The sequence below is a fragment of the Citrobacter gillenii genome (genome assembly GCF_013337685.1).
GTDB lineage: Bacteria > Pseudomonadota > Gammaproteobacteria > Enterobacterales > Enterobacteriaceae > Citrobacter > Citrobacter gillenii.
Genome location: NZ_SUQN01000008.1, coordinates 319,216 through 326,639 on the forward strand (window position 1 = coordinate 319,216; position 7,424 = coordinate 326,639).

Sequence of the window (7,424 nt, forward strand, 5' to 3'; positions counted from 1 at the left end):
TCATCCGGCCCGGGCGTCTTATCGCTCGTCGCGACGACCACCAACAGCCGCCCACAGACGGCGCACGTGCACGGTCACTTCTTCGCGGTCATGGTACAGCTGACGCGCCTGAATTTGTGCATTGATGTTGTGTTCATCCAACTGCTCCTGAATATACGCCAGGTTTTGCGACACTTCTTCGTAGCGTTTTTTCATCGGCAATTTGAGATTGAAAATCGTCTCACGACACCAGCCATTGACCAGCCACTGCGCCATCAGCGCGGCAACTTTCGCCGGCTTCTCCACCATATCGCAAACCATCCACGAAATGTTGCTACGATTCGGACGGTACTTAAATCCGTCTTCACGCAGCCAGGTAACCTGTCCGGTATCCATCAGGCTTTGCGCCATCGGACCATTGTCCACGGAGTAAACCCACATGTTGCGTTTGACCAGCTGATAGGTCCAGCCGCCAGGACATGCGCCTAAATCCACCGCATACATGCCGTTTGCCAGACGCTCATCCCACTCATCGGCCGGAATAAAGACATGCAGCGCTTCTTCCAGCTTCAGCGTTGAGCGACTCGGCGCATCGGCCGGGAACTTCAGACGTGGGATCCCCATGTAAAACGGCGAGTTGTTGTCAGGCCAGGAATAACCGGTGTAACAACAGCCCGGCGCAATAAAGAACACGTGGACAACCGGGCGCTTTGGTGTCTCATACTTTGCCAGCACGCCCGCTTCGCGCAGCGCCGCACGTAGCGGTACGGTAAATTTGCGGCAAAACTTCACCAGTTCTTTGCTTTCGTTAGTGTCGGCCACTTCGACACGCAGATCGCCACCCTTCTCCACCACGCCCTGCAACATGCCAACAATCGGCGTAATGCGGTCTTCCGGCGGTAAATATTGCAGCAACTCGCCGACAACAAACATCTGGCGAGCAAAAATCAGCGAGCTAAACGGCAACTCTTTTACGAGCTTTTCAGCATCCCCCTGCTGATAGCACTCAAAAGTCACGTACCCCGCATTGTCTTTCACGCGGGCAAAGCCGAACACTTCCCGACGTGTTGCTTTATCCGTAATTTCTGCGGCGCACTCTTTCTCAAAACCCGGGCGACACAACAATACAACCTTATTCATGGCTAACGCCCTTACGTTTCAATCGAATAGCACCCACTAACATCAGCGCCCAACCTACCAGGAAGCTGAAACCACCGACCGGGGTAACAAACGCCCACAGGCGTAAATGAGAGAGCGCGAGGCAATACAGGCTACCGCTAAACAGCACGGTGCCTAATGCCATGAACACGCTACTCCAGTAAAACCAAATGCTGATACGTCGCTGCATGGCGACGGCCAGACCAAAAATAGCCAGCGTATGAAACGCCTGATACTCAAGACCGGTCTGGATCCAACCCATTTCAACAACGCCAAGCGTTTTGCTTAGCACGTGAGCCCCAAACGCGCCCAGAGCAACAAAGATAAAGCCACTTATGGCGGCAAAAATCAGCATAAAACGGCTGGTCATGTTAATACCCTACGTAAATTATTGTTCGTAACGAAAGCGGAATTTTTCTTGTTCAGTGGCCGCTTTCGCCAGAATCCACTGACGGAAGGCGGCTATTTTACCCAGTTCTGCCTGACTGTCATGACAAACCAGATAAAACGCGTTTTTGCTGACCAACACATCATTAAACGGGCAAACCAGACGGCCCGCTTCAATTTCTGATTGCGACATCACGTTATTGGCCAGCGCAACACCCTGTCCATGGATGGCAGCCTGTAGCACCATGGCGCTATGGCTGAAGATAGGTCCCTGCTGAACGTTAATATGATTCAACCCAAGCTGGCGCGTATAGGCCTGCCAGTCGCGGCGAGAAGCATCATGCAATAACGTGTGCTTTGCCAGATCCTCTGGCGTCTTCAGCGGTTTATCACCGGTGAGCAATAAAGGAGAGCAGACCGGCAACAGATATTCTGCGTACAATTTTTCTACGCGCAGGCCAGGCCAGTTGCCGCGACCATAAAAAATCGCCACGTCAACATCGTCAGCCAGTTTATCTTCCTGACGGTCAACCGCCTGGATCCTGACGTCGATTCCCGGATAAGCTGAGTTAAAGCTAGAGAGTCTGGGCACCAGCCATTGAATGGCAAAACTGGGCAATAAACTGACGGTAAGCGCACCTTTTGCACTGCGTGCCTGAAGTTTACGCGTCGCATCGGTTAATTGCGAAAAAATCTCTTTGATGTCGAGAAAGTAGCTTTGGCCTTCTTCCGTCAACAGAAGAGATCGATTGCGTCGACGGAACAGCTTCAGCCCTAGGAAATCCTCGAGTGACTTGATTTGGTGACTTACTGCGGCCTGCGTCACAAAAAGCTCTTCTGCTGCGCGAGTAAAGCTCAAATGACGCGCCGCGGCATCAAAAACACGTAACGCATTTAAGGGTGGTAATCGTTTTGACATGACTTTTAGGCTTTGATGTTAAATGAATTTAACAGTTATCTAACAGGCTGTAACCTATTAGTTTTTTTAATCTGAGCCATTATAAATTGTCCGTTGAGGTTCTACCAGCAAATACCTATAGTGGCGGCACTTCCTGAAGCCGGAACGAAAAGTTTTATCGGAATGCGTGTTCTGGTGGGCTTTTGGCTTACGGTTGTGATGTTGTGTTGTTGTGTTTGCAATTGGTCTGCGATTCAGACCATGGTAGCAAAGCTACCCTTTTTCACTTCCTGTACATTTACCCTGTCTGTCCATAGTGATTAATGTAGCACCGCCAATTTGCGGTGCTTTTTTTTGTCTGCGTTTTATCGATGGCCGAGCGGCTAGTTCTCCAGTTCTACCATCTCTTTCACGTCAGTACGGTTAATCTGCTGTTTGTTGCCGTTAGCGTCCTTGTACGAAATCATTCCCGTTTCATCATCGGTCTTTGGCTTACCATCAGACACGATTGTCCGACCATCGTTGGTGTGCATAACATAGTTCGAACCAGAACAGGCGCTCAGGGCAAAAGTCAGCATACAGGCAGAGATAATGGCGGCAGTCTTTTTCATATTCTTCTCCTTAAAGCGATTTATGCTAGATAAAACGAATTTCATAACAGGCAAAAATCTTCGCCCAACATTATCTAGCATAAGACACTGGTCTGATTTCACCAGGATATCCAGAGGATTCCGATGCTTAGGGTTACCCTTGTGCCAGCGCCCTTTTTGCGCCACGATCGGGGTATTGAACTGAGGAATCCCATGAACGCTTTTAACCCCGCGCAGTTTCGCGCACAGTTTCCCGCACTCAATGATGCTGGCGTCTATCTCGACAGTGCCGCCACAGCGCTCAAGCCGCAGACGGTTATTGAAGCTACGCATCAGTTTTATAGCCTGAGCGCCGGGAACGTCCATCGCAGCCAGTTTGCCGAAGCCCAGCGCCTGACCGCTCGCTATGAGGCCGCACGGGAAAAAGTCGCCCGTCTGATCAACGCGCCAGATGACAAAACCATCGTCTGGACCCGCGGCACGACGGAGGCCATCAATATGGTGGCGCAAAGCTACGCGCGCCCACGCTTGCAGCCGGGTGATGAGATCATCGTTAGCGTGGCAGAACATCACGCCAACCTCGTTCCCTGGCTGATGGTCGCCCAGCAAACCGGGGCCAGGGTCGTCAGACTGCCGCTCAACGCGCAGTTACTTCCTGATGTTGAGCGTTTGCCCGAGCTCATCACCCCGCGCAGTCGCATACTGGCGCTGGGACAGATGTCTAACGTCACTGGCGGCTGCCCGGATTTAGCGCGCGCGATTACACTTGCCCACGCGGCAGGAATGGTGGTGATGGTAGACGGCGCCCAGGGTGTGGTGCATTTTCCCGCCGACGTTCAGCAGTTAGATATTGATTTCTATGCCTTCTCGGGCCACAAGCTGTATGGTCCAACCGGCATTGGCGCACTGTACGGTAAGCCTGAGCTACTGGACGCAATGTCACCCTGGCTCGGTGGTGGCAAGATGATTAGCGAGGTCAGCTTTGAGGGGTTCACCACTCAGGCAGCACCGTGGAAGCTGGAAGCGGGTACGCCTAACGTTGCCGGAGTCATCGGCCTGAGCGCGGCGCTGGAATGGCTGGCGGATATCGACATTGTTCAGGCCGAGAGCTGGAGCCGTGGCCTGGCGACGCTGGCGGAAGATGCGTTGGCAAAACGGCCTGGATTCCGCTCCTTCCGCTGTCAGGATTCCAGCTTGTTAGCCTTTGACTTCGCCGGGGTGCACCACAGCGATATGGTCACGCTGCTGGCCGAATATGGCATTGCGTTGCGTGCAGGACAGCACTGCGCACAGCCGCTGTTAGCAGAACTTGGCGTATCAGGCACCCTGCGCGCCTCATTTGCACCTTATAATAGCCAAAGTGATGTGGATGCGTTGGTCACAGCCGTTGACCGCGCGCTGGAAATATTGGTGGATTAATGACAACTCCTCTGCTCGCCGGACACCCGTTTGGCACAACCGTAACCGAAGAGACATTACGCAATACCTTTCTCCCACTCAACCAATGGGAAGATAAATACCGTCAGTTGATCCTGCTCGGTAAGCAGCTTCCGGCTCTGCCGGATGCGCTGAAGGCACAGGCCAAAGAAATTGCCGGATGCGAAAACCGCGTCTGGCTGGGCTATACCCTGCAGGATAATGGCACCCTGCATTTTTTTGGCGACAGCGAAGGACGTATCGTGCGCGGTCTGCTGGCGGTTTTACTCACCGCCGTCGAGGGCAAAACCGCCGCCGAGTTACAGACGCATTCGCCAATGGCGTTCTTTGATGAATTGGGTTTACGCGCGCAGCTTAGCGCCTCGCGCAGCCAGGGGTTGAATGCGCTCATTGGGGCAGTTCAGGATGCCGGATGGCAACGCTGATGCGTCTTATCCGGCCGACAACGCCACACAAACCGTAGGTCGGATAAGCGTAGCGCCATCCGACACAATCAGGGTTGACGCGCGGCTTTCGCCATCATCTTCTTCAGTGCGTGAGACACGGCAACAAAGCCAAAGGTTGCGGTCACCATGGTGGCCGCGCCAAATCCGGATGCACAATCCATACGTTTCGGCCCTTCCGCCGTCGCCTTCATAGCACACACGGAGCCGTCAGCCTGCGGGTACACCAGCGCTTCGGTCGAGAACACGCAGTCCACACCCAGCTTGCCTTTACTGTTCTTCACCACGCCAAAATCGCTTTTTAGCCGCTCACGTAACTTCGCCGCCAGCGGATCCTGAATGGTTTTTGCCAGATCAACGACCTGAATCTGCGTGGGGTCGATCTGCCCCCCCGCGCCACCGGTGGTAACCAGCGGAATTTTATTGCGTCGACAGTAAGCAATCAGCGCCGCTTTCGGGCGCACGCTGTCGATAGCGTCAATGACATACGAAAAGCCCGCGTTCATATACTCAGCAACATTATCTGGCGTGACAAAATCGTCAACAACATTAACCCGACACTCTGGGTTAATCTGGCGTATCCGCTCGGCCATCACCTCGGCTTTCGCCTGCCCGACGGTATCTCGCAGGGCATGGATCTGACGGTTAGTATTGGTGACGCACACATCATCCATATCGATGAGCGTAATCGTGCCAATACCAGTACGCGCCAGTGCTTCCGCCGCCCACGAGCCCACGCCACCAATCCCGACCACGCAAACATGCGCCCCGGCAAACAATTGCAGGGCATTTTCACCATACAGACGCGCGGTGCCACCAAAACGCTGACGCCAGGCGTCGCTTATTACCACTGACATAGAACCTCAGATATAGAAAACAAAAAGAGCGGACAATGCCGCCCTGAGTGTCGTTTCATAGCCGGATGGCGCTTCGCTTATCCGGCCTACGCGCTAATTTGTAGGCCTGATAAGGCTAGCCGCCAGGCAACTAGCCGCTAAATACGTTACCCGCGCTGCCGGATGACTTCAGCACCCAGACGCGACCATAGTGATTATACCAACCTGCGCGATGTCCGGCATCGGCACCGATACCCTGGTAGATATCAAAGTGCTGGCCTTTGATAGCGCCACCGACATCCAGTGCCACCATCAAGCGCAGTTCATACTGACCGGTAAATTTGCCGTTATTATCCAGCAGCGGGACTTCTGCCAGTAACGTCGTACCGGCTGGAATAATGCTGCGATCGGAAGCAACCGATGCGCGGCCAATCAGCGGCACTGCGCTGGCACCTTTAACCGGAGCATAAGATTGTGGTTTAAAGAAAACGAACGACGGGTTTTGCTCCAGCAGCTCACGTACTTCGGCTTCGCTGTGCGTTTCGCCCCAGTGGCGGATCGCCTGCATCGACATATCTTCTTTCTTCACTTCGCCACGGTCGATCAGTACTTTACCAATACTGCGGTAGGCATGACCGTTTTTCCCGGCATAGCTAAAGAAGTTAAGCGGGCTGCCATCGCCAAAGTCGATATAGCCGCTGCCCTGCACATCCATAATGAAGTTATCCATCAGGGAGTTGCTGTAGGCCAGAATATAGTTGTCACTCAGCGCCCCGGCGTAGATTTCAGCACGCGTTGGTAAGCGTCCGCGTTTTGGCGGCATGCGGTAGATAGGGTACTGAAATTCCCCCTGACGCGTATGGCGCGCCTGGATGACCGGCGTGTAGTAGCCGGTGAACTGGACGTTACCATAGTTATCCGCCCCTTCCATTTGCCAGGCATCAATACCAAACTGGCGCATACTGCGCGTATCACCGCCCGCGCGTAACCATTCCTGGATAGCGTTGTAGACGTTGCTCTGATTGCCATATAAACGCGGTGAGGAACTGCGGATCTGATTTACCTGCTCGGCAAAATCACCGGCATTGATCGGTGCGCCAACCGCATCGGGCTGATTCACCAGTGAGAAAGGCTGGGTCAATTTCCCGTCTTTATACTGCTGCCCACGATCGGTGGGTTTAGAGGAACACGCGGCGAGCATCACGACTACCGCCCCCGCCAGAAGATATTTTGCCCAACGTCCTTTCATTGTTCTCGTCTTAAGTTGCCTGAATGCGAGATGAAGATAACAAACCCCTGAACCTAATGAAATGCGAATACATACCTCAAGGCAAATTTTGAACAAAAAATAAACCGAAATGCGTTGTTTTTGTTCATTTTCATCCTAAAACAGTGATCCACGTAAAAAAAGGTTGCATGAAATCGTTAGCAGAGTATAGTGCGCATCCACGGACGCGGGGTGGAGCAGCCTGGTAGCTCGTCGGGCTCATAACCCGAAGGTCGTCAGTTCAAATCTGGCCCCCGCAACCAATTAAAATTTGATGTAAGATTTTTGCGAAGTAGTTCGAATCACAAATACAAAGCAAAAAGACGGACGCGGGGTGGAGCAGCCTGGTAGCTCGTCGGGCTCATAACCCGAAGGTCGTCGGTTCAAATCCGGCCCCCGCAACCAATCAAATTTGATAAAATAGAAAGC

Annotated in this window: 8 protein-coding genes and 2 tRNA genes; 4 read left to right on the forward strand and 6 right to left on the reverse strand. The window is 53.2% G+C overall.

Going from position 1 to position 7,424, the window contains the following annotated elements:
• Nucleotides 1-18: 18 nt before the first annotated feature.
• The 4 genes from rlmM to FCH32_RS20155 all read right to left on the reverse strand — a co-directional run bounded on the left by rlmM (nt 19) and on the right by FCH32_RS20155 (nt 3,033).
• Nucleotides 19-1,119: a 23S rRNA (cytidine(2498)-2'-O)-methyltransferase RlmM gene (gene rlmM / locus FCH32_RS20140; protein ID WP_096755876.1), complete on the reverse strand. Its 1,101-nt coding sequence runs from the start codon at nt 1,117-1,119 to the stop codon at nt 19-21.
• On the reverse strand, nt 1,112-1,507 hold the full coding sequence (locus FCH32_RS20145) for a DUF423 domain-containing protein (protein ID WP_096755875.1): 396 nt from the start codon (nt 1,505-1,507) through the stop codon (nt 1,112-1,114). The genes rlmM and FCH32_RS20145 overlap by 8 nt, the downstream gene beginning before the upstream one ends.
• 18 nt (nt 1,508-1,525) lie before the next feature.
• Complete coding sequence (gene gcvA, locus FCH32_RS20150; RefSeq protein ID WP_096755874.1) at nt 1,526-2,443, reverse strand: glycine cleavage system transcriptional regulator GcvA; 918 nt, start codon at nt 2,441-2,443, stop codon at nt 1,526-1,528.
• A 362-nt stretch (nt 2,444-2,805) separates the two neighbouring features.
• Nucleotides 2,806-3,033 (reverse strand): YgdI/YgdR family lipoprotein, encoded by a 228-nt coding sequence (locus FCH32_RS20155; protein WP_096755873.1) that lies wholly within the window; start codon nt 3,031-3,033, stop codon nt 2,806-2,808.
• Nucleotides 3,034-3,225: 192 nt separating this feature from the next.
• Between FCH32_RS20155 and csdA the strand changes: the two genes are divergently transcribed.
• Nucleotides 3,226-4,431 (forward strand): cysteine desulfurase CsdA, encoded by a 1,206-nt coding sequence (csdA, locus tag FCH32_RS20160; RefSeq protein WP_117343125.1) that lies wholly within the window; start codon nt 3,226-3,228, stop codon nt 4,429-4,431.
• Nucleotides 4,431-4,874, forward strand: coding sequence for a cysteine desulfurase sulfur acceptor subunit CsdE (gene csdE / locus FCH32_RS20165; RefSeq protein WP_096755871.1), 444 nt, complete (start codon nt 4,431-4,433; stop codon nt 4,872-4,874). The genes csdA and csdE overlap by 1 nt, the downstream gene beginning before the upstream one ends.
• 68 nt (nt 4,875-4,942) lie before the next feature.
• Here csdE and tcdA read toward each other — a convergent pair whose 3' ends face one another.
• Together tcdA and mltA are read right to left on the reverse strand one after the other, a co-directional pair.
• On the reverse strand, nt 4,943-5,749 hold the full coding sequence (tcdA, locus tag FCH32_RS20170; RefSeq protein WP_174361415.1) for a tRNA cyclic N6-threonylcarbamoyladenosine(37) synthase TcdA: 807 nt from the start codon (nt 5,747-5,749) through the stop codon (nt 4,943-4,945).
• Nucleotides 5,750-5,879: 130 nt separating this feature from the next.
• Nucleotides 5,880-6,977 carry a murein transglycosylase A gene (gene mltA, locus FCH32_RS20175; RefSeq protein WP_096755869.1) on the reverse strand — a complete coding sequence of 366 codons (1,098 nt, stop codon included), beginning with the start codon at nt 6,975-6,977 and terminating at the stop codon, nt 5,880-5,882.
• A gap of 204 nt (nt 6,978-7,181) precedes the next feature.
• Here mltA and FCH32_RS20180 point away from each other — a divergent pair.
• Together FCH32_RS20180 and FCH32_RS20185 are read left to right on the forward strand one after the other, a co-directional pair.
• Nucleotides 7,182-7,258 (forward strand) — tRNA-Met (locus FCH32_RS20180).
• Between the two features lie 65 nt (nt 7,259-7,323).
• Nucleotides 7,324-7,400 (forward strand) — tRNA-Met (locus FCH32_RS20185).
• Nucleotides 7,401-7,424: the final 24 nt, after the last annotated feature.